We start from the raw sequence: 18859 nt of genomic DNA, 5'->3' as shown, positions 1-18859 counted from the left end.
TTCAGGCCGGGATGGGCAGCCATCGCTCCCTTTGGGACTTTCCGCGGACCGTCAACGCCAAGACCACTTGGTCAGACACCACGTGGTGACTTGATTGGGTCGCATCCACCGCGGCGGAGTCGCCTGGCCGCCGTCGTTGCCCCAACGACGGATCCGCACCATCGGCGGGCAAGTGCCTACACGATCTTGGCCTCGATCAGTTGGGCCCACACTAGGGATTGGTCAACGACCTCGACACCGAGTTTCTCGGCCTTGGTGAGCTTGCTGGCGCCGACGTCCGTGCCGGTGATCAGGAGGTCGGTGTTGGCCGAGACGGATGTGGCGGTGGTCGCGCCTGCCTTCTCGCACAGGCGTTGGAAGGTGGGGCGGGGGACCTTCTCGCCGGAGCGGGGGTCGTTGAGCGAGCCGGTGACGACGACGGTCTTGCCCGCCAGCGGCGCGTCCGTGGCGACGACCGGTGGGAGGTCCTCGTCGCGGACGTCCAGGGAGACGCCGCAGTCCCGTAGGCGCTGGAGTTCCGGGCGGAGTCTGCCGAGGTGCTCGGACAGCGAGGCGGCGACCTTGGGGCCGATGTCCTCAACGGCGACGAGGCGTTCCTCGTCCGCGTCGGCGACGTCCTCGAGGGACGCGAAACCCGCACGGCACAACCGGGTCGCGGTGCCCTCGGAGGCCATCGGGATCGCCAGGCCGATCAGGGCCCGGCGCAGACCCACCGCGCGGCTCGCCACGATCGAGTCGATCATGCGGGTGGCCGACACCTCGCCGACCCGGTCGAACTCCAGGAGTTGCTCCTTGGTCAGGGTGTAGAAGTCCGACGGGTTCTCCAGCAGGCCGGCCTCGGCGAGCCGTTCGATCCACACGCCGCCGATGGCGTCGATGTCGGCCGCCGCGCGGGAGGCCCAGTGGATCAACCGGCGCACGGTCTGCGCGGGGCAGGCGGTGTTGGTGCAGAACAACTCCCGGCTGTTGCCCTGCTCGACCAGCTCCTGCTCGCACGACGGGCACGTCGACGGCGGCACGATGTCGCGCTCGGCGCCGGTGCGCTGGGACTCGTCGAGCACGCCCGCGACGAACGGGATGACGTCACCGGCGCGGCGGACCAGCACCGTGTCGCCGATCTTGATGCCGCGGGCCCGGATGACCTCCTGGTTGGCCAGGGTGGCGCGGGTGACCGTGGTGCCGCCGACGAACACCGGCGCCAAGTGCGCGACCGGGGCGATCTTGCCGGTCTTGCCCACGTCCCAGACCACGTCCTCCAGGATCGTGGTGCGCTCCTCGGCGGCGAACTTGTACGCCAGCGCTCCGCGCGGGGAGTTCGACCTGGTCCCGGCGGCGGCGTAGGCGACGCGGTCGGCCAGCCGCAGCACGGCGCCGTCGAGGTCGTAGTCCAGCTCGTCGCGCCGCTGCTCGATCCCGGCGATGACCTGCGCGGCGGCGTCGGCGTCCTGGCAGTGCCGCATGTCGGCGCCGCTGAAGCCCAGCGTCCGCAGCGCGCGCTCGAGGTCGGCGTCCGCGCTGTCGGGGGTGGAGGTGTCGAGGTCGAAGGCGAAGAAGAACAGGCGCCGCTCGGCGACCGTGGCCGGGTCCTTGGCGCGCAGGGTGCCCGCGGCGGCGTTGCGCGGGTTGATCAACGGCTTGTCCGCGTGTGCCTGGTTGTAGGCGGCGAAGGTGGACCGCAACATGACCGCCTCGCCGCGCACCTCCACCCGGCCCGGCGCGTCGATCCGCTCGGGCAGCCCGTCGGTCAGCGCCCGGACCAGGGGGGTCACGTCGTCACCCGTCGTGCCGTCACCGCGGGTGACCGCGCGGACCAGCCGCCCGTCCTCGTAGACCAGCGCCAGCGACAGCCCGTCCAGCTTCGGCATCACCACGACCGACTGGCCGGGGAACCGCCCGAAGAACGCCGCGACCTGCTCCGCCGTGGTCGCCTTCTCCAGCGACAGCATCGGCCGCGAGTGCCGGACCGGGGCGTGCAGCACTGTGGGCGCGCCCACCTGGTCCAGCGGGTTCGGGTCCGGCGCCAGCTCCGGGTTGGTCGCGACCAGCTCCCGCAGCTCGTCCTCGACGGCGTCGTACTCGGCGTCGGCCACCCTCGGTGAGCCCCGGTAGTAGGCGTCGCGCAACGCCACGACCTGGTCGGCGAGCTCCCGGATGCGTTCCTCCACGTTCACGACGCGGACGTTACCCGCAGCCACTGACAGTGCGATCGCTCGCGCGGCGGCGCATGACCGGCGCGGGCCCGGGGTATCCCTCCGGGCGAGTGGACCGAGCAGAGCGGAGGACGGCGATGCCGCAGGCGTGGAGCAACAAGCGGGAACGGCAGTACGAGCACATCAAGGACTCCGCCGAGGACCAAGGCGCCTCCGAGAAGGAGGCCAAGGAGATCGCCGCACGGACGGTCAACAAGAACCGCGCCCAGGCGGGTGAGGCGAAGCAGGCCAGCCGGTCCTCCGTGAACGACATGTCCCCGCAGCGCCGTGGCGGATTGCGGTCCGGCCGCAAGGGACCCAAGGGGCCGACCAAGGACCAGCTGTACAACGAGGCGAGGCAGCGCGGCGTCAAGGGGCGCTCGACCATGACCAAGAAGGAGCTGGAGAAGGCCCTCGGCAGGTGAGTGCGAGCTGGGCCCGGTGGACGAGATCGCGGTAGCTTGGGCTGACTCGACGGAGTGGAGGGCGTGACCGTGAGCCAGCAGGGGTTCGTCATCGTCGGCGCGGGGATGGCGGGCGCGAAAGCCGCCGAGGGGCTGCGGGGGAGTGGCTTCGACGGGACGATCACGGTGCTCGGGGACGAGGCGCACCGGCCGTACGAGCGACCGCCGTTGTCCAAGGACCTCCTGCTGGGCAAGGGGGAACGCGACGACATCTTCGTGCACGCCGAGGAGTGGTATCGCGAGCACGATGTCGACCTGCAGCTGGGGACCGAGGTCACCGCCATCGACCGTGGCGGCAGGCTGGTCGAGATCGCGGGCGGCGGGGTCCGGTACGACAAGCTGCTGCTGACCACCGGCGCGCGCCCCCGGACACTCCACATCCCCGGCGCCACGGCGGACGGAGTGCTCTACCTGCGGCAGCTCGCCGACTCCGAGCGCGTCAAGGAGACGCTTGACCGCGTGTCCCGGCTGGTGGTGATCGGCTCGGGCTGGATCGGCCTGGAGGTCGCCGCGGCGGCGAGGCAGGCGGATGTGGCCGTCACCGTGCTGGGCACGTCCGAACTCCCCTTGCTGCGTGCGCTCGGCCCCGAACTCGGCGCGATCTTCGCCGACCTGCACCGCTCGCACGACGTCGACCTGCGGGGTGGCGTGTCCGTCAGCGAGATCACCACCGCCGACGGGAAGGTCACCGGCGTCCGCTTGGCCGACGGCACGGAGATCGCCGCCGAGGCCGTCCTCGTGGCCGTCGGGGCCGAACCCAACACGCGGCTCGCCGAGCAAGCGGGGCTGCGGGTGGACAACGGCATCGTGGTCGACGCCGGTTTGCGCACCGACGACCCGAACGTGTTCGCCGCGGGGGACGTCGCCAGCGCCTTCCACCCGTTGCTGGGCAAGCACATCCGGGTCGAACACTGGGCCAACGCCCTCAACCAGCCCACCGTCGCCGCCGCGAACATGCTCGGCAACCAGACCGAGTACGACGAGTTGCCGTACTTCTTCACCGACCAGTACGACCTCGGCATGGAGTACCACGGCTACGTCGACCCCGGCCGCCCACACGAGGTCGTCTTCCGAGGCGACGTAGCCGCCCGCGAGTTCATCGCCTTCTGGCTGGCCGACGGCAAGGTCAACGCCGCCATCAACGTCAACACCTGGGACGTCGGCGACCCCATCAAGTCCCTCATCCGCTCCACCGGGCCGATCGACCCCGCAGTCCTGGCCGACCCCGACCACCCGTTGGACAGCCTCGCCTGACGGCCCAGGCCTTCGTTGCGACGAGGCGCTGGGTCAGTCTTCGTCTTCGAGGATCCAGGGGCCGTCGGGGTGTTGGTCGCGGGGGAGCCAGAGTTGGGGCTGGAGGTGGGCCAGGTGCTCGGCGAACTCGGCGTGCCCGGGGTGGTGGCCGTCGGGGTCGGGCCAGGTCAGTTGGAGGAAGGGGACGTCGGGGGTGGCTCGGTAGAAGCCGAGGGCGGTGCCGAAGAAGTCGCCGTGCCAGATCGGGTCGGTGGGGTGGACCGCCACGACGTGGTCGTCGATGACCTGGTCGAGTTCGTCGCCGGGCTTGAGCTGCTGGCCCGCGGCCACCAGGGCGCCGACGGAGTTGAGGAAGGTGATCGAGTCCTCGACGTCGAGGCCGAAGAGGGCGAGTTCGGGGGAGCGGTAGCTGTGCCACAGGCCGACGGTGAACGCCCAGCCCGCGCTGATCTCGTCCTCCGGGATCGCCAGGACGCCCCAGCCCGGGTCGGCCACGTGGCCGATCAAGCCGGTGTCGATGCTGTCGAGCTGGTCGCGGTCGCCGTAGTCCCGGCACACGAAGCACAGGCAGGCGGTGTCATCGGAGGACATGGGGCGAGACGGTACTGGGCGGGTCAGGCACCGTCCTTGTCGGCGTCGACGGCGAGGACCTTCGCGGCCAGGTAGGAGTCGCCCGCCTGCTGGACGGTGAGGAGCATCGAGTCGTTGTAGATGGTGTCGTCGCCGTTGGTGGTGTCGCGGCCGGTGTGCGTCGCGTAGGGCGCGGTGGTGAAGACCTCGTCGTTGAGGGCCTCGTCGAACATGAGCTGGGTGGTGAGGGCCTTGGTGTTGGCGAGGTGCACCATCGCGTGGACGTGGACGGTGCGGCCCCGGTACCAGCCGGGCCAGACGGTCGTGAAGCGGACGAGGCCCTGCGCGTCGGTGACCTGGGCGCCGCGCAGGTAGCGCTTGTCGTCGGTCGGCACGAGGTCGGCCACGTTGCCCGCCCCGCCACCACCCGGCGGGCCACCCCCACCAGGCCTACCACCGCTGGGCGGGGCGAGACCGGCCGGAGGCGCCCCGCTGGGCATGCCCTCACCGCCACCACCGGTCGACTGCGACTCCGCGCCGGAGTACAGACCCGCCGCGTCGCAGTGCCAGATCTCGACCACGACGTCCTTGAGCGGCCCGCACCCCTCGCTGTCGACCACCTTCAGCGCGAGGTCCAGCCGCATGCCCTGCCGGTTTTCACGGATGTCGCCGCGCACCTTGTCGGCGTCGAAGTAGTACGGCCCCTGCGTCGTGGTCGGCGACAGCGTGCACGTCGTCGCCTCCGTCAGCAGCACGGCCGGATCAGCGCCCGCGGCCGCCGTGGTCGACGCGCCGCTCGTCGACGACTCCTCGCCCCCGCACGCCGCGACCACCCCGGCCAGCGTCAGGCTCCCGAACACCAGCGTCCGCCTGCTGACCCGCTTGCCCTCTTCGTGATCCAGCGCCTGGGAACCCATTGCCACCCTCCTGGCAGTCGACCCAGCCGATGCTACGGCCGTGCCGACGAACCAGCAGTCCAGAATGGAGTGTCACCGGATAGCGTGAGCCTCGTCGGGAAACGCCCTTGTGGAGGCAGCCCGCGAAAGCCACCTCCACGAGGACTCATGCCGAGAACAGCCGACCGTAGCCTGCGACATCGCGCGGAGACGTACCCGCGGTGCGGAGGCTGTGCCACAGGCAGGCCTGGTTGGACGTCACCACCGGCACGCCCAGGTCCGCCTCCAGCGACTCCACCGCGTCGGCGCAGCGGAAACCGTTGCCCGCCAACAGGACACCATCGGCGGACGAGGGGAAGTCGGCGCGCACCTGGCGGTACACGTCAGCGGGGCGGACCTCCCACTGCGCGCCCGCGTCCCAGGTCTCCCAGGGCTTGAGCGCGTCCCACCCCCGACCGAGGCGGAACCGCTGGATGTCCACCGGGGGGTGGCCCGCCGCGGTGAAGTACGACTGGCCCACGGCGACGATCTCGTCCTTGAACCACGGCGGCACCACCACATAGGGCCGCGAAACGCCCACAGCGGACAAAGCGGCGGCCGAGGACTGCGCGGCCGTCACCACCGGGATGCCACCCGCCGCCGCACTCGCCCTGGCGGCGAACGACACGTCGAAATCGGGCCCGCCGAACAGGCTCGACGTCGTGAAGCACACGCAGATCGCGTCCAGCTGCATGCCGCCGAAGAACTCAAGGCCACGGGCCACATCCGGGGACGACGCGACCAGTTCGGCCGGGTCGTCGCCGTAGTCCGAGGTGCCCGGCTTGCGCGGGCTCTCGAACCGGGCAGCCACGATGGACACCCCTGGTGGGGCCATGGACCAGAACTCCGACTCCGCCACCGGGTCCTTGTCGATCACCAGGACGCCGATCGCCGCGCGCCACCCCCACCGGTCCGACCGCATGTCAGGTCCTGGCCGGGGCGAGGGCGGGCACCCGGTTCTCCGCGAAGGCGAGCGCCGCCAGCACCACCAGGGTGCCGACGATCATGTTCCAGGTGATCGACTCGCCCAGGGTGATCAGGCTGACCAGCACCGCGGTGATCGGCACCAGGTAGTTCACCGCGGACGCGTTCGCCGCGCCCATGTCGCCGATCAGCCGGAAGTAGATGAGGTACGCCAGGCCGGTGCCGACGATGCCCAGCAGCAGCATGCTGACCACCACGCCGACGCCGAAGTGCGGGGTCTTCCAGGTGAAGAACGGGGTGACGATCGCCTGCAGCACCGTCGCGGTGATGACCTGCGTCGTCGCCGACACCAGCGGCGGCACGCCCTTGGACGCCAGCATCTTCTTCACGTACACCGTCTGCAGGGCGTAGCACAGCGCCGCGCCGAGCACCGCGAGCTGACCGGCCAGCGAGCCCGACGAGGCCGACCACGGGCCGATCACCAGCACCACGCCGACGAAGCCGACCGCGAAGCCGACGCCCTTGCGCCAGGTCGCGCGTTCGGCGGGCAGCGCGGTGGTCACCGCGGCCAGGGTGAGCAGCGGGGTCGCGGCGATCAGCACACCGGCCATCGCCGCGCTGGTCCGCTGCTCACCCCAGGCCAGCAGCAGGAACGGCACGACCATGCCGAGCAACGCCGTCACGACGGTGTGGCCCCACACCGCCGCGTTCCGTGGCAGCTTGCCCTTGGTGGCGGTCAGCACCGCGAACAGCACGATCGCGCCCAGCACGACCCGCCCCAGCACCAGTTGCGCCGGGGTGAGGCCGTCGACGGCGATCTTGATGAACGTGTAGCTGCTGCCCCAGATGAAGGCCAACAGGATGAACAGGGCGACGTTGACTCGACTCATGAGCGTGCGGTTTCCCTAACGGGTGTCAGACGAGAACGGGGGAGGGGATGCTGTCGAGGCCATCTTGCAGTGCCTCGTCGGAGAGCGCGTCGTCCGACAGGGTGCCCGCCAGGTACTTCTGGTAGGCCACCAGGTCGAAGTCGCCGTGCCCGGACAGGCCGAGCAGGATCGTCTTGCCGACCCCCTCCTCCCGGCAGCGCAGTGCCTCGTTGACCGCGCCCCGGATGGCGTGGGTCGACTCCGGGGCGGGCACGATGCCCTCGGCCCGCGCGAACAGCACGCCCGCCTCGAAGCAGTCATTCTGTCGGACCGCGACCGCTTCCATAAGACCGTCCTCCACCGCGCGGCTGACCACCTGGGCGATGTTGTGCGCGCGCAGGCCACCGGCGTGCACGGCGGGCGGGATGAACTTGTGCCCGAGGGTGTGCATCCGGAACAGCGGGGTCAGCCCGGCGGAGTCGGCGTGGTCGTAGGCGATCCGGCCCCTGGTCAGCGTCGGGCACGCGGCGGGTTCGACCGCGATCAACCGGACATCCCGCCCACCGGCCAGCTTCTTGCGCAGGAACGGGAACGCCAACCCGGCCAGGTTGGACCCACCGCCCGCGGCACCGACCACGATGTCGGGGTAGTCGTCGGCCAGTTCGAACTGCTTGACCGCCTCCTGCCCGATGACGCTCTGGTGCGCGCACACGTGGTTGAGACCGCTGCCCCGGGTGTAGCCGTACTCCGGGTTGGCGAAGGCGAACTGCAGCGCCTCGGACTTGGCCACGCCCAGGCTGCCCGGGTGGTCCGGCCGCTCGGCCAGCACGGCAAGCCCGGACTCGGTCTCGGTGCTCGGCGACGCGGTGCAGACCGACCCGTAGGTCTCCATCAGCGTGCGGCGGTAGGGCTTCTGCTCGAAGCTGACCCGCACCATGAACACCTTGGTCTTCATGTCGAACAGCGCGCCTGCCAACGCGACCGCGCTGCCCCACTGGCCCGCGCCGGTCTCCCCGACCAGCCCGGTCTTGCCCGCCAGCTTGTTGTAGTACGCCTGCGCGAGTGCGGTGTTGGGCTTGAAGCTGCCCGTCGGGGCGACGCCCTCGAACTTGTAGTAGATGCGCGCCGGGGTGTCGAGCGCCTTCTCCAGCCGCCGCGCCCGGAACAGCGGGGTGGACCGCCACTGCGCGTAGAGCTGGCGGACCGGTTCGGGGATCTCGAACTCCGGCTCCTGGCTCAGCTCCTGCTCGACCAGCGCGGGCGGCATCGAGCGCGCCAGCGCCTCGCGGCTGACCGGCTCGCGGGTCGCCGCGTCCAGGATCGGCGCGATGCCGCCGACGTCGTAGGCCGGGTTGTACCAGGTGTGCGGGATGTCGGACTCGGTCAGCTCGTACTTGATGTTGTCCATGCTCTGGCGCTCCTAGCTGGCCTCGCCGGTGAGGGAACCCTCGGCCAGCTCGTCGTCGGATCGGAACAGCTTCGGGTGCGCGGCGCGGATGCCGTCCACCACGGTCTCGTACGGGAAGTCGTCGAACTCGCCGCGCATCCGCAGGAACTCCATGTGCCTGCGGCCGTTCTCGTCGTAGGGGTGGTACAGGCTGTCGGCGCTGCCGTCGAACTCGAGCGGCGCGATCTTGTACAGCTTGCACAGCAGCTTGTTGAACACCGGGGTCGCTTTCACCCACTTGCCGTCCAGGTGCACGGAGGTGAGGCTGTGGAAGCAGAACACGTCCCCGCCGACCAGCTCGCGCAGCCGCTCGGAGGACAGGTGGTTGCGCACGTCGCCGTAGACGATCCGGCTCGGCACGCCGACGGCGCGCACGGCCGCCGCGTACACAATGGACTTGTGCACGCAGAACCCGCGCTTGTGCTTGATGATCGCGCTCGCGGTGAACTCCCCGCGCGTCATCCGGCTGCCGTAGACCTCGTAGTTGATGCCGTCGCGCACGGCGTAGTAGAGCCGCACGGCCTTCTCGGTGTCGGTCAGCCCCTCGCCTGCTTGCCCCTCGCCGGGCAGCGCCTTGGCGACGAACTCCCGCACAGTGTCCGAGTTGTAGTCCAAGAACTCGGTCTCCGCGGTCAGTGCCTTCAGGTCGGCTGGCTCAACGGCCTGCTCTGAACTCATCCCAGTCCCATCATGGCGGCAACCCGTTGCCGTTGGATCTCCGTGGTGCCTGAGTAGATCGTCCCGGCCACCGCGTTGCGCACGTCCTTCTCGACTCCGTACTCGGTCATGTACCCGTACCCGCCGAACACCTGGACCGCGGCCAGCGCCGAGGCCACGTTGGCCTCGCTGACCACGAGCTTGGTGATGGCGATGTCCGTGGTGACGGCCTTGCGCGCCACCAGCTTCTCGGCGGTGTCGTAGAGCCACTTGCGCGAGGTCTCCACCCCGATCCGCATGTCCACGAGCTTGTTCGACACCGACTGGTAGGAGCCGATCGGCCGGCCGAACTGCTTGCGCGAGCGCGCGTGCCGCACGCACTCGGCCAGCCGGTGCTCCATCTCGCCGAGGTTGACCACGAAGGAGAGCAGGATCTCCCACTTCATCACGTGGTCGAGCACCAGGAACCCGGCGCCGACCTTGCCGACCACGCGGGAGGTGGGCACCCGGACCCCGTCGAGGAACAACTCGCTGAGCGGGGAGGTCTTGAGGCCCATCTTGCCCATCGGCTGCCCGACGTGCAGGCCGGGGGAGTCCCGCTCCACCAGGAACGTGGTGATGGCGTCCGGCGCGCCCGACTTGCCGGTGCGGGCGTACACCATGAACGTGTCGGCGATCGGCCCGTTGCTGACGAACGACTTCGACCCGCTCAGGACGTAGTCGTCGCCGTCGAGCACCGCCGTCGTGCGCATCGCCATCATGTCCGAGCCCGCGTCCGGCTCGCTGATCGCGTGCGCCCCGATGGCCGAACCCGAGCAGACCCCCGGCAGGTACCGCTGCTTGAGCTCGTCAGACCCGAAGCGCTGCAGCGGGACCCCGGTGCTGACCACGTGCGTGGTCACCGAGAACGGGAAACCACCGTCCCGGCAGGACTCGCCCAACCCCTCCAGCACGTACATCGTGGTCAACAGGTCCGCGTCGAGCCCGCCGTACTCGGCCCCGAAGGGCAACCCGAGCAGACCGGACTCGCGCACCAGCGCCCACCCCTGCTCGGAGAACGTGCCGGTGGCATCGCGCTCCAGGTGGTCCTTGCCCACCACGGCGCCGAGTTCGGCCGCCGCGGCGCGCAGGGTGCGCTGCTCGTCGGTCCACTTGATCACGGTGCGGACTCGTAGTGGGAGAAGCCGTCGACGTCGAGGTTGTGCCGCTCGTCGCCGCGCAGCGCCGGGGAGAAGATGGAGACCAGCTCCAGGTCCTGGTCGGGACCGGCGATCAGGAAGTGCGCGTCGTTCTGGTCGAGCGCGTAGAGCACCCCCGGTTCGAGCCGGTGCACCGCCCCGTCCGGGGTCTGGACCTCACCGGACCCGGCGATGCAGTAGCACGCCTCCAGGTGCTGGCGGTACTGCAAACGGGACTTGGTCCCCGCGCGCACGGTGGTGTGCGCGACGGAGAACCCCATGTTGTCCGGTCTCAACAGGAAGCGGTAGCTCAACCCGTTGCCCCAGTCGACGCAGGCGACCTCGGAGCGGCTGCGGACGATCATAACGCGGGCCCTTTCACGAGAGCGGACTCAACGAAGGCGTCGACGGCCCGCACCGACCGGAACTGCTCCGGGGCCAGGTCGATGTCGTCGACGGGCAGGTCGTAGCGCTCGCCGAGCCAGCCGATCAGCCGCAACAGGCCGAGGCTGTCGACGACGCCGTTGTCCAGCAGGTCGTAGTCGGCGTCGAGCTCGTCGGCCCGGATGTCCGGCGCGAACTCGGCGACGATGTAGCGGGTGATCTCATCGATGCGGGACATCCGCTCCAGATCCCTTCCGTGCTAGACCCGTTCGGCCAGCAGCTTCTTGCGGTCGACCTTGCCGGTGGTGGTGCGGGGGAACTCGTCGGCGGTGAGCTCGAGCGAGGACGGGACGGCGGTGCGCGGCAGCAACCGCGCGCAGTGCGAACGCAGGGTGAGGCTGTTGGGCCGGGTGCCGTCGACCGCCCGGACCACCGCGTGCAGCCGGTACCCGGCCTCGTCGTCGGGCACCGCGAGCACCACGACGTCGGCGACCTCGGCGTGCGATTGCAGCGCTTGCTCCACTTGCTGCACGTTGGTCCGAACGCCGCGGACCTTGACCTGGTAGTCCGCGCGGCCGTCCAGGTGGAAGACGCCGTCGGCGTCCTGGCGGACCAGGTCGCCGGTGCGCAGCCACGTCTCGCCGTCGACCTCGACCCACTTGTCGGCGATCGCGGTGTCGAGGTAGCGGCCCGCCTGGAACGGGGTCCGCACCAGGAGTTCACCGCCGTCCAGCCGCACCTGGACGCCGTCGATGGGGCGGCCGATGGGCACCGGGTCGGCGCTGGTGGGGTCCGAGTCGTGGATGAGGCTGTCGTTGGTCTCGGTGCAGCCGTACACGTTGCGCAGCCGGGCGTTCGGGAAGAACTCGGGCAGCCTGGCCAGCAACGCGGGCGGCATGGCGTCGCCGGTGTGCACGAGCTCGCGCACGTCGGGGAACGGGCCGTCGGCGACCTCCAGCAACCGCCGGTAGAACAGCGGCACCGCCTGCACGACCTCCACCCGGGCGTGGGTGAAGGCGCGCAGCAGGTAGCGGGCGTCCACGGCGCGCTCCTGGTCGGCGAGCACCACGTGGCCACCGCGGCGCAGCGTGGTCCAGATGTCGAGCAGGCACAGGTCGAAGTTCAGCGGCGCGTAGTTGAACACCACGCTGCCCCCGGTGATGCCGAACGCCCCGGCCGCCCAGTCGGTGAACCGGTCGATGCCGTCGTGGGGGAGCGGCACGACCTTGGGCAGCCCGGTGGACCCCGAGGTGGTGAGCATGGGGCCGACGCCGTCGAGCTCGGGCACCTCGTCGGCAGGCTCCCCGGTGTCCACCGTGGTCAGGTCGGCGTGCAGGACGTGCCCGCAGCCAGCTTGCCGGTACAGCGCCGCCCTGGCGTCGGTGCCCAGGTCCGCCGGGGGCAGCAGGAACGGCCGCCGCTGCGCCCAGCAGGCGAGCACCAGCGCGACCGACTCGGGGGACTTGCGCACGTGCAGCGCGACCGGACGGCCCGCGGGCAGCCCGTCGAGCACCCGCAGCGCGTCCGCCACCAGCGCGCGCAGCTCGCGATAGGACACATCGGCCCCATTGAACGACACCGCGGTGCCTTTAGCGTGGCTGTCGATGAGACCGGATAAATGGTCTCCCATAAAGGCCCCCGATTGATAAGCATTCTGCCTTTCCGAGACGCTAGCGACGACCGGTCGGACCACGCAAACCGCCGAACGGGTGACGGGCTCGTGTATCCGATCCCAGATTGAACTACCTCGGGCTAGTGGCCACTGCTCCATACGTGCCAACGCAACCACCCGCACCGCGCAACCCCGTTTGGCAACAGTGTTCTGTTCACTGTGGAATTAGGGGCAGGGTGTTAACGCATTGGTGCGCTTCGCGGCTATACGCACGCCGCCGCGTGGTGTAGACCCGATTCCGTTCTCATCGGCCGGGAGGTATTGACACCCCACGACCGTCCCCCGTGGATGGTCCGCAGTGTGGCGATCGGACTACCACGACGCGTCCAGCCCGGTGCTCCGGTGGCTCAAGGCACCTGGGCGGCGGGTGGGCGCACTGCTCCCGCTTCGCAGGCGCGCGGTCGGACCAGTGGGGTTGCGAGATCCTCTCGCGTGTCAGGGCGCTCGCGACGTTCGCATGTGCGGAGTACCGTCCGCGGGCGATCGCTCAGCACCAGCGTCCGCGAGTGCGCCGCGTGGTCCTCAGTGGACCGGGCAGCTCACTTGGCGGCGGCCTGCCCCGACGCGAACTCGCTCCCAGGCGATTGCTCGCCCTCGCCGACCGGGTCCTCGGAGCGCTGGGCGATCCAGTCCAGCGTCTCCGGCGAGATCACGCCGTGCTCGGCGTCCGCGTTGCGCGTGGCCAGCCTGCGCGACAGCTCGGACCGCTCGACCTGGAAGTGCACCAACCGCCAGTGGCCGCCGTGCTCGACGACCAGGCGCTTGTACGCGTCCCGTTCGGCCTTGGTGCCGAGGCCGTGGTCCAGGACCACCGACACCCCGTCGCGGACGAGCTCGACCAACCGGGCCCGGACCTCGTCGGTGACCGGGCCCAAGAGGGCGAGGTGGTCCGACTCGGGGTAGTCCTTGCCGAGCCTGCCGTGCCGAGCGGTCATGACCTCGTCCACCGACAACCGGACGACACCACGGGCTTCGAGGGCCTTGGCGAAGGTGGTCTTGCCCGCGCCGGGAAGCCCGACGAGCAGGTGGACAGCTGGCCGCTGATCTAGCACGCCGACCACCGTACGGTCCGTCGACCTCGTTCCACAAAGGGCTAGTCCGCGGTCGGGTCGGTTCGGCCGAGGGAGCGGTGGACGCGGGCGATGTCGGCGTGGCTGGGGTTGTTCTGGGTGGGGCGGGAGCGGCGGCCCCGGGTGAGGTGGGCGAGGATGACCCCGGCCATCACCTCGGCCTCGCGTTCCTCGGTGGCGGTGTAGCTCTGGCGGGCGAGCAGAGCGGTGGGGTCGATGTCGGGGAAGAGCAGTTCCAGCGCCGTGCCGTCGAGGTTGTCGCCGATGTGGCCGCACAGCAGGTGCCCGAGTTCGTGGGCGATGATGTGCTCCTGGTGCGGTGTACTGGTTTCCGATTCGTATACGATGTAATCACCGCCGCGGGTGGAGAGCCAGACGCCGGTGGGGTCGGTGCTGCGCAGGGCCATCGGGATCAGGTCGATGTCGCGGCCGAGGCGGGCGCCGACCTGGGCGCAGAAGTGGTGGATGTCGCCGTCGGCGGGGATGTCGAAGTCGGCGAGCAGCCGGGCGCAGTCCCGGCGCAGCCGCTTGAGCGGAACCGGGCCGAGGCGTCTCAGGCGGAGCCAGTCCGGGACCGGGATTCCCACGTCGTCTCTCCCGCGAGTTCGGTCGACCAGGGCGTGGCGGCCGGACCACCTGGCCAAGGGTAACCGACGAAGCACTCGCTGACGCGGACCAACCAGGCGATCTCACTGTGCAGACTGTCGATGCTGGGGCTGTAGAAGGACAGGTCCTCGGTGCCGACCGGGGCGCGCAGCGCGGCCCGGATCTGGCTCGCGGCGACGACCCCCTCCGCGTCCCCGCCCAATGCCCGCACCTCGTCTCCCGTCCGCGTGGCCTGGGTGAGCGCCACGCTGGTCAACCGGGACCGCAGCACCAGCAGGCCGTCGCGGATCTCGATGACCCGGCGGTAGAGGCGGTGGCTCAACTCGGTGGTCTGCACGAGGTCATGTGCTGCGGACCGCGGCGGTGGCTCTAGAGCGATGTGCGGGACCGCGCGATAGATGGCTACCCACAACGGGTAGAGCGTCCGGTAGGTCCGATAAGAGCGCACCCATACCGCCAACCGAGGTCCCCACGAAGGCAGCGTAAGACCCACCGCGATGAACAGGATCGCGCTGCCGCACCCGGCGGGAGTGAGCCATTCCCACCGCAGTGGATCGAGCCCGAGGTGCGCCAGGACAATCCCACTGATCCGGTTGACGCACATGCTCAGGTAGCACAACGCCCCCAGCGCCGTAAGACGCAATCCCCGCCGTAGCCACGGTTCCTCGGTGCGGCGGGCGCAGGACACGCACATCCGGAAGATCTCGATGAGTCCCGCGCCGAACGTGACAACGTAGACCAGCGTGTAGAGGGCGACCGGCGGCCGGGTGTAGTTCTGTGGCAGGTACGTTTCCGCGTGCTGCTCGACCGCCGCATAGACCCACAGGGCGACAAGAGCCGCAGACACCGCTACCGCGTAAGCGATGCGTCGGCGCGCGCGTGGCCATGCCTGCTCCGGTGGGTGCGACCAGTACACGAGCAACACCAGCATGCTCGGCGTGAACAGACCCACCGCGAGGACGTGCATCAACAGCACCGCGAGGTTGGGGACCCCGGTGGCGTCGTCGAACGCGGCGGCGACATTGGGCACCGCCAAGACCCAGCCCAGGCCCTCGGCCAGCAACGCCACGATGAGCGCTACGACGGCTGGGTCACGGCGGTTGCGCCAAGAGGCGGTGATCCGGTAGCCGAGCGCGGTGAAGCACAGCACCGCGCACGACGAGTAGACCACCGTCTTGACGACGAACATGTTCACGCCGTGACTGTGTTCGGCGTTCGCTCCACGCGGTAAGACAACCACCCGGATGCCACCGCTAGAACCCCTACCAGCCCGCCGACCACACCCAGCCAGACAGGGCCAACGAGAGAGAGGGTCGCCCCACCCAGCGCGCCACCCACCGCGATACCCAGGTACAGCGCGGAAGAGTTGAGCGACACTGTGAACGGCCCGGACGCGGTAGACAGCTCCAACAGGCGATGCTGCTGCGGCACCAGGTACATCCACGAGGCGATACCCCACACCAGGACCGCGACCACGGCGGCAGGGAGCGTGTGTGTGGTGAGCGGTAGCAGCAACAGATCAGCCGCCATCACCGCGAGGGCTATGAACAGCACGGACTTGTTCCCCCACCGGTCGACGGCAGGGCCGGCGATGGCGTTACCGATCACGGCGCCGATACCGAAGATGAGCAGCAGCACCGACAACGTCTTCCCGTTGCCGCCAGTGGCCTCGTCGAACACCGCGCTGATGTAGGTGTAAACCAGGTGCTCTGACACCAACGCCAAGAACGTCGTGGCCAGCACTAGAGCGACAATCCCACTGCGCAACGGGGCAAGCCGTTCGCGCAAGGTGTGCCGTGCGGGCGCCTTGACCTCTCCGAGCAGCAACGGTGCCAGCAGCGCGAACACGCCCAGCACCACGACCAGCCACAGCGTCGCGCGCCACCCCAGCGTCGAGCCGACGAAGGTCCCGATCGGCACACCCAGCGCGGTCGCGACGGTCAACCCGCCGACGACGATGGACAACGCCGTGCCGCGGCGGCCCTCCGGCGCGTTCTCCGAGGCGATCGCGATGGCGTGCGGGGTGAACGACGACGCCCCGGCCGCCGCGATGATCCGCCCGAGCACCATGACCTCGAACGACCCCGACAGCGCCGACACCACGTTGCCCGCGATGAAGGTGAGCAGCGCGAGGGTGATGATCCGCTTGCGCGGCCACGACGAGGTGATGCTCGCGCTGATCGGCGCCAGCACCGCGTAGGCGAAGGAGAACACGGTCACCAGTTGGCCCGCGGTCTCGACCTCGATCCCCAGATCCGAGCTGACCTCGGGCAACAGCCCCGCGAAGATGAACGCGTCCGTGCCGATGGCGAACGTCCCCACGGCGAGCAGATAGAGCACAACGGGCATGACAGTCCCCTCCCCGATCCCCTTGACCCACCTGCCGCCGGGTGCCTCGTCCATCTCGGCTGACGGCAGGGGTTGGCGCAACCCGGCCCACCATGTGGGCCCCACGCGGTGCGTGGTGGAACTCTCACCCGCTGCTGTCAGCGCCCGGTTCGCCGGTGTCCGGCTCGCTGTCGCTCGAGCGCGCCCGCTGCAGCCTGCTGACCTCTTGCATGATCCGCACGATCGAGCGCCGCGCGTCCGGGTCGAGGTGGCTGGCGCGCAGGGCGATGTCGCGCACGTCGGCGTCGCGCATGGCGGCGGCCAGCGCGAGCTGGGAGTCGACCCGCTCGGTCGTCTCCTCTTCGAAGAAGTAGCTGACCGGGACCTGGAAGAACGCCGCGATGGCTTCCAGGTGCCGCTTGGTCGGGTTGTCCCGCTGGCCGGTGCGCAGCTGCCAGACGTAGGTCTTGGAGAACGTCCCGCCAGCGACCTCGGCGCACCCCCTGGCGACCTCGTCGTAGCTGTACTCGCGGCCCCCGGGGCGGATGGTCTTGAACAGGTGGTCGATCTTCGCCGCGAGGGTCGACGACGGGGGCATCGACGCACCTCCGTTCGCTGTCGTGGACGTTCGCTGGGATGAACGTTCGTGAGATCCGGGCCCAGTCTAGTTGACGGTCAACTCGCGGTCTCCCTACGATCGCGTTAGCTCAGATGGACGCGGTGCCCTTCTTTTCGTTGTTTCAGCTAACACGGAGAACCATGACGACCATCGGCGAGTTCGTCGACCTGTCCGCGCGGGCCACCGGCCTGCCGACCGGCACCGTCGCGGTGCTCGGCGCCGGTGCGATGGGGCAGGGGATCGCCCAGCTCGCGCTCGCCGCCGGGCACCGGGTGCTGTGGCACAACCGCACCGCCGACCGGCTCGACCGCTCGGGCGATGTCGTGCGCGGGCGGCTGGAGCGCCTGGTGCACAAGGGGAAGCTGACCGAGGCGGTCTACCAGGACGCCGTCACCGCGCTGGAGCTGACCACCGACCTCGGCGCGCTCGCCGACGCCGACCTGGTGATCGAGTCGATCGCCGAGGACTTCGACCTCAAGTCCGAGGTGTTCGCCGAGCTGGAGCGGGTGCTGCGCGCCGACGCGGTCCTGGCGACCAACACCTCGTCGCTGTCGGTCAACGCGCTCTCGGCCCGGCTGACCCACCCCGGGCGCTTCCTGGGGCTGCACTTCTTCAACCCCGCCCCGCTGCTGCCGCTCGTCGAGGTCGTCCCGGGTGCGCGGACGGCGAGGGAGACCACCGACGCCGCGTTCGCCCTGATGCGGGCCTGGGGGCGGCGTCCCGTGGTGTCCCGGCCGACGCCCGGGTTCATCGTCAACCGCGTGGCGCGGCCGTTCTACACCGAGGGGCTGCGGATCGTCGACGAGATCGGGGCCGACCCGAGGGTGGTCGACGCCGCGATCACCGGCAGCGGCGGGTTCCGGATGGGGCCGCTGGAGCTCACCGACCTGATCGGGCAGGACGTCAACATCGAGGTCACCCGCCAGATCTGGAGCGCTATGGGGTTCGACCCGCGCTACAGCCCGTCCGCCGCGCAACAGGCGCTGGTCGACTCCGGGCTGCTGGGACGTAAGACCGGGCAGGGGTTCTATAGCTACCCGGACGACAAGCCCGAGGTCGGCACCGCGGTTGAGACGACTCCTGGGCAGGTGACCGCGTACGGCGATCTAGGACCGGCCGAGCCCGTTGTCGGGTTGCTGGAGGCGGCTGGTTGGACTGTCACGCGCGCTGAGGGTCCTGGCCATCTAGCGCTACCCAGCGGTGTAGTGCTCGCGCTGACCGATGGCCGCACCGCGGCGGTGCAGGAACGGGAACTAGACGCGCCGGTGGTGCTGTTCGACCTCGCGCTGGACTTCGCCCGCGTCGCGCACACCGTGGTCGCCGCAGGCCCCAGGGCTCGGGCGGCTGGCCTCGATGAGGCGCTGTCGCTGGTGGCCGCGTTCAGCTCGCGGGTCAGCGTGTTCGCCGACTCGCCGGGCCTGGTCGTGGCGCGGACGGTGAGCATGCTGGTCAACCAGGCGGTGGAGGTCGTCGCCGAGGGGGTGTGCGCGGCCGCTGACGTCGAGGTCGCCGTGCGGACCGGGGTGAACTACCCGCGCGGCCTGCTGGAGTGGGGGGACAGCGTCGGGCCGGACTGGTTGTGCCGCGTGCTGGACAACATCGCCGCGGTCATCCACCCGACCCGGTACCGGGTCACGCCGTCGTTGCGGTTGGCCTCGGCGGCCGGGAGTGCGTTGTCGGAGACGGTGTAGGG

At 70.0% G+C, this 18859-nt stretch carries 19 protein-coding genes; 3 read left to right on the top strand and 16 right to left on the bottom strand.

The window, feature by feature from the left end; genetic code table 11:
• Window positions 1-176 precede the first annotated feature (176 nt).
• Window positions 177-2171, bottom strand: coding sequence for an NAD-dependent DNA ligase LigA (ligA, locus tag LV79_RS15830; RefSeq protein ID WP_253837249.1), 1995 nt, complete (start codon window positions 2169-2171; stop codon window positions 177-179).
• Between the two features lie 116 nt (window positions 2172-2287).
• On the opposite strand from ligA, the gene LV79_RS15825 reads away from it, so the two are divergent.
• Together LV79_RS15825 and LV79_RS15820 are read left to right on the top strand one after the other, a co-directional pair.
• Window positions 2288-2614, top strand: coding sequence for a plasmid stabilization protein (locus LV79_RS15825; protein WP_253837243.1), 327 nt, complete (start codon window positions 2288-2290; stop codon window positions 2612-2614).
• A gap of 63 nt (window positions 2615-2677) precedes the next feature.
• Window positions 2678-3907 carry an NAD(P)/FAD-dependent oxidoreductase gene (locus LV79_RS15820; RefSeq protein ID WP_425547594.1) on the top strand — a complete coding sequence of 410 codons (1230 nt, stop codon included), beginning with the start codon at window positions 2678-2680 and terminating at the stop codon, window positions 3905-3907.
• Between the two features lie 33 nt (window positions 3908-3940).
• On the opposite strand, the gene LV79_RS15815 is transcribed toward LV79_RS15820, so the two are convergent.
• The 15 genes from LV79_RS15815 to LV79_RS15745 all read right to left on the bottom strand — a co-directional run bounded on the left by LV79_RS15815 (window position 3941) and on the right by LV79_RS15745 (window position 17145).
• Window positions 3941-4498 (bottom strand): DUF4262 domain-containing protein, encoded by a 558-nt coding sequence (locus LV79_RS15815; protein WP_253837242.1) that lies wholly within the window; start codon window positions 4496-4498, stop codon window positions 3941-3943.
• 23 nt (window positions 4499-4521) lie between these two features.
• Window positions 4522-5394, bottom strand: a complete 873-nt coding sequence (locus LV79_RS15810) for an intradiol ring-cleavage dioxygenase (protein ID WP_253837240.1) — start codon at window positions 5392-5394, stop codon at window positions 4522-4524.
• A 145-nt stretch (window positions 5395-5539) separates the two neighbouring features.
• Window positions 5540-6334 carry a maleate cis-trans isomerase family protein gene (locus tag LV79_RS15805; protein WP_253837238.1) on the bottom strand — a complete coding sequence of 265 codons (795 nt, stop codon included), beginning with the start codon at window positions 6332-6334 and terminating at the stop codon, window positions 5540-5542.
• Window position 6335: 1 nt separating this feature from the next.
• Window positions 6336-7226: a DMT family transporter gene (locus tag LV79_RS15800; protein WP_253837236.1), complete on the bottom strand. Its 891-nt coding sequence runs from the start codon at window positions 7224-7226 to the stop codon at window positions 6336-6338.
• Window positions 7227-7251: 25 nt separating this feature from the next.
• Window positions 7252-8613, bottom strand: a complete 1362-nt coding sequence (locus LV79_RS15795; protein WP_253837234.1) for a TrpB-like pyridoxal phosphate-dependent enzyme — start codon at window positions 8611-8613, stop codon at window positions 7252-7254.
• 12 nt (window positions 8614-8625) lie between these two features.
• Window positions 8626-9330 carry a transglutaminase-like domain-containing protein gene (locus LV79_RS15790; RefSeq protein ID WP_253837232.1) on the bottom strand — a complete coding sequence of 235 codons (705 nt, stop codon included), beginning with the start codon at window positions 9328-9330 and terminating at the stop codon, window positions 8626-8628.
• Window positions 9327-10469, bottom strand: a complete 1143-nt coding sequence (locus LV79_RS34480; RefSeq protein ID WP_253837230.1) for an acyl-CoA dehydrogenase family protein — start codon at window positions 10467-10469, stop codon at window positions 9327-9329. Before LV79_RS34480 ends, LV79_RS15790 begins: the two co-directional genes overlap by 4 nt.
• Window positions 10466-10852 (bottom strand): ectoine synthase, encoded by a 387-nt coding sequence (locus LV79_RS15780; protein ID WP_253837221.1) that lies wholly within the window; start codon window positions 10850-10852, stop codon window positions 10466-10468. Before LV79_RS15780 ends, LV79_RS34480 begins: the two co-directional genes overlap by 4 nt.
• Window positions 10849-11109, bottom strand: coding sequence for a phosphopantetheine-binding protein (locus LV79_RS15775; RefSeq protein ID WP_253837219.1), 261 nt, complete (start codon window positions 11107-11109; stop codon window positions 10849-10851). Before LV79_RS15775 ends, LV79_RS15780 begins: the two co-directional genes overlap by 4 nt.
• A 21-nt stretch (window positions 11110-11130) precedes the next feature.
• On the bottom strand, window positions 11131-12450 hold the full coding sequence (locus LV79_RS15770) for an AMP-binding protein (protein WP_253837217.1): 1320 nt from the start codon (window positions 12448-12450) through the stop codon (window positions 11131-11133).
• Between the two features lie 632 nt (window positions 12451-13082).
• Window positions 13083-13595: a P-loop nucleotide/nucleoside kinase family protein gene (locus tag LV79_RS15765; RefSeq protein WP_253837215.1), complete on the bottom strand. Its 513-nt coding sequence runs from the start codon at window positions 13593-13595 to the stop codon at window positions 13083-13085.
• Window positions 13596-13636: 41 nt separating this feature from the next.
• Complete coding sequence (locus LV79_RS15760) at window positions 13637-14200, bottom strand: ImmA/IrrE family metallo-endopeptidase (protein ID WP_253837212.1); 564 nt, start codon at window positions 14198-14200, stop codon at window positions 13637-13639.
• A complete protein-coding gene (locus LV79_RS15755) occupies window positions 14167-15408 on the bottom strand; it encodes an MAB_1171c family putative transporter (protein ID WP_308208946.1) in 1242 nt (413 codons plus the stop codon). The genes LV79_RS15760 and LV79_RS15755 overlap by 34 nt, the downstream gene beginning before the upstream one ends.
• A 2-nt stretch (window positions 15409-15410) precedes the next feature.
• On the bottom strand, window positions 15411-16568 hold the full coding sequence (locus tag LV79_RS15750) for an MFS transporter (RefSeq protein WP_253837208.1): 1158 nt from the start codon (window positions 16566-16568) through the stop codon (window positions 15411-15413).
• A gap of 124 nt (window positions 16569-16692) precedes the next feature.
• Window positions 16693-17145, bottom strand: coding sequence for an XRE family transcriptional regulator (locus LV79_RS15745; protein ID WP_253837206.1), 453 nt, complete (start codon window positions 17143-17145; stop codon window positions 16693-16695).
• A gap of 161 nt (window positions 17146-17306) precedes the next feature.
• Here LV79_RS15745 and LV79_RS15740 point away from each other — a divergent pair, with 161 nt between their 5' ends.
• Complete coding sequence (locus LV79_RS15740; protein ID WP_253837205.1) at window positions 17307-18857, top strand: 3-hydroxyacyl-CoA dehydrogenase; 1551 nt, start codon at window positions 17307-17309, stop codon at window positions 18855-18857.
• Window positions 18858-18859 lie beyond the last annotated feature (2 nt).

Origin of the sequence: Actinokineospora globicatena (genome assembly GCF_024171945.1) — a bacterium.
GTDB lineage: Bacteria > Actinomycetota > Actinomycetes > Mycobacteriales > Pseudonocardiaceae > Actinokineospora > Actinokineospora globicatena.
Note: the sequence above shows the minus strand (reverse complement) of the source record. Positions and strands in the feature narration are given on the sequence as shown.

Excerpts from the sequence above, each read along its gene's own strand:
- LV79_RS15755 (WP_308208946.1), bottom strand. The coding sequence starts at position 15,408 with ATGTTCGTCGTCAAGACGGTGGTCTACTCGTCGTGCGCGGTGCTGTGC.
- LV79_RS15745 (WP_253837206.1), bottom strand. The coding sequence starts at position 17,145 with ATGCCCCCGTCGTCGACCCTCGCGGCGAAGATCGACCACCTGTTCAAG.
- LV79_RS15825 (WP_253837243.1), top strand. The coding sequence starts at position 2,288 with ATGCCGCAGGCGTGGAGCAACAAGCGGGAACGGCAGTACGAGCACATC.
- LV79_RS15790 (WP_253837232.1), bottom strand. The coding sequence starts at position 9,330 with ATGAGTTCAGAGCAGGCCGTTGAGCCAGCCGACCTGAAGGCACTGACC.
- LV79_RS15810 (WP_253837240.1), bottom strand. The coding sequence starts at position 5,394 with ATGGGTTCCCAGGCGCTGGATCACGAAGAGGGCAAGCGGGTCAGCAGG.
- LV79_RS15775 (WP_253837219.1), bottom strand. The coding sequence starts at position 11,109 with ATGTCCCGCATCGATGAGATCACCCGCTACATCGTCGCCGAGTTCGCG.
- LV79_RS15815 (WP_253837242.1), bottom strand. The coding sequence starts at position 4,498 with ATGTCCTCCGATGACACCGCCTGCCTGTGCTTCGTGTGCCGGGACTAC.
- LV79_RS15795 (WP_253837234.1), bottom strand. The coding sequence starts at position 8,613 with ATGGACAACATCAAGTACGAGCTGACCGAGTCCGACATCCCGCACACC.
- LV79_RS15805 (WP_253837238.1), bottom strand. The coding sequence starts at position 6,334 with ATGCGGTCGGACCGGTGGGGGTGGCGCGCGGCGATCGGCGTCCTGGTG.
- LV79_RS15740 (WP_253837205.1), top strand. The coding sequence starts at position 17,307 with ATGACGACCATCGGCGAGTTCGTCGACCTGTCCGCGCGGGCCACCGGC.
- LV79_RS15780 (WP_253837221.1), bottom strand. The coding sequence starts at position 10,852 with ATGATCGTCCGCAGCCGCTCCGAGGTCGCCTGCGTCGACTGGGGCAAC.
- LV79_RS15800 (WP_253837236.1), bottom strand. The coding sequence starts at position 7,226 with ATGAGTCGAGTCAACGTCGCCCTGTTCATCCTGTTGGCCTTCATCTGG.
- LV79_RS15750 (WP_253837208.1), bottom strand. The coding sequence starts at position 16,568 with ATGCCCGTTGTGCTCTATCTGCTCGCCGTGGGGACGTTCGCCATCGGC.